The 1,670-nt window shown below is 60.0% G+C and carries 1 protein-coding gene; it reads left to right on the forward strand.

What is annotated here, in order from left to right; translation table 11 throughout:
• Nucleotides 1-307 precede the first annotated feature (307 nt).
• A complete protein-coding gene (locus AC5Y21_RS25940; protein WP_499917003.1) occupies nt 308-1,579 on the forward strand; it encodes a cytochrome P450 in 1,272 nt (423 codons plus the stop codon).
• The last annotated feature ends 91 nt before the right edge of the window (nt 1,580-1,670 follow it).

Below are 1,670 nucleotides of genomic sequence, written 5' to 3' on the forward strand. Positions count from 1 at the left end.
CGGCGCTACGGTCCACTCCGAGGACCCAATCCTTCTGTGCCACGCTAGCCAGCCTTCCTCACCGGAGATGGACAAGAAATCCCTTCTATCACCACGAGACATGTTCGACTAGATGTCTCACCAATATGCGCAGTTTCCGGCCATTCCGAGAACAGAAGTGCTTGTCAGCTCTGTGCGGGCGTCTTTCAACTTCGCTGCCACGTATTGACCGCTTGGGCGTCCGGTACCGACTCTGAGACAAGTGGTGTTAGAGAAGGTGTGCCGAATCGTGAACTACGGAGCAAAGCCCGCTGACGGTGCCACCACGATGTTCTCGCCGCTCATTGCGGCGGGGTGGTTAAACGTCTCTGCTGCGATACGCACACGCCGACGTGGGTACAGCGGGTGGACAGGTGCGGTCAATACTGACTATGACCCATTGGACTCAGCCGTCGCGGCGCAACCCCACGCTGCCTACGACGCCCTGCACCGCGGCGGACGTGTTCACTACAACCCTCGGCGCGCGACATGGATTCTGCACAGACTCGACGATGTCCGCGCAGCCCTACGCGACACAGACCAGGTGACTAGCAGCCAAGGAGTGACCCGAGTACGGATGGTCGCCGATCTCGTCGTGGTTACCGATGGCGAGCAGCACAGCCGCTTGAGGAAACAAGTTCAGCCGGCGTTTACAAAAGGTGCTCTGGACAGTTGGCGCGACATCATCGACAAGCTTGCCGCCGAATTCGTCGATGACATGATCGCTGCGGGCGACTGTGATGCCGTACAGCGGCTCACAATGCCGATGCCGCTTCGTGTGATCGCCGCCATCCTCGGCGTCCCGGAAAGCGACATCGCCGACTTTCGCCGTTGGTCAGACGAAGCCACCCAGATCATCAACTTCACCCCCACGGTGAACGGGATTGCGAACACGGCGCGATCGATGCGCGCCTCAGCAGCGCTACGCCGCTATTTCTTGAAGCACCTCGCAGATGGACACCTCAAGGGATCGGACACCGTCCTTGGCCGCTTATTAGCGCACAGCACTGACGGTGCGCTAACCGACAACCAGTTGTTCTATATCGCCATCCTGCTGCTGATCGCCGGAAATGAGACCACTACCAACCTTCTCGGCGGGATGCTCCACACCTACGCCCACTGTCCCGATCAATACGACATGATCCGGGCCAACCCCGACCTGATCCCGCAGGCCGTCGAAGAACATGTCCGCTACACCAGTCCCATTCAAAACCTTTACCGCTATACCCGTGCCGATTATCAAGTAGGTGATGTCACCATCCCATCGGGTTCACGGGTGCTGATATCGTTCGGCGCGGCCAATCGCGATCCACTTGCCTTCGACGACCCGAACACCTTTCGCGCGGACCGAAACCCGCGTTCCCACGTCGGCTTTGGCTACGGTCCACACCTGTGCCTCGGAGCGCCCCTTGCACGCATGGAGGCACAAGCCGTTCTTCGTGAACTGGTCGACCGGGTGTCACGAATCTCAATAACCGGACCCACAACGTGGTCCACCAACAGCTCACTGCGTGGCCCTACCCACCTCCCCGTCGTTCTCCACGAGAGGTCGACGCCATGAAGTCCGGACTTACGCAATCCGACCGATGGGCCGTGTTCGGGGGTCTAGCGCTCATGGCGTCCGGTATCGCGCACCTTCTGCGCCCACGTGC

The sequence above is a fragment of the Mycobacterium sp. NGS41 genome, assembly GCF_059812725.1.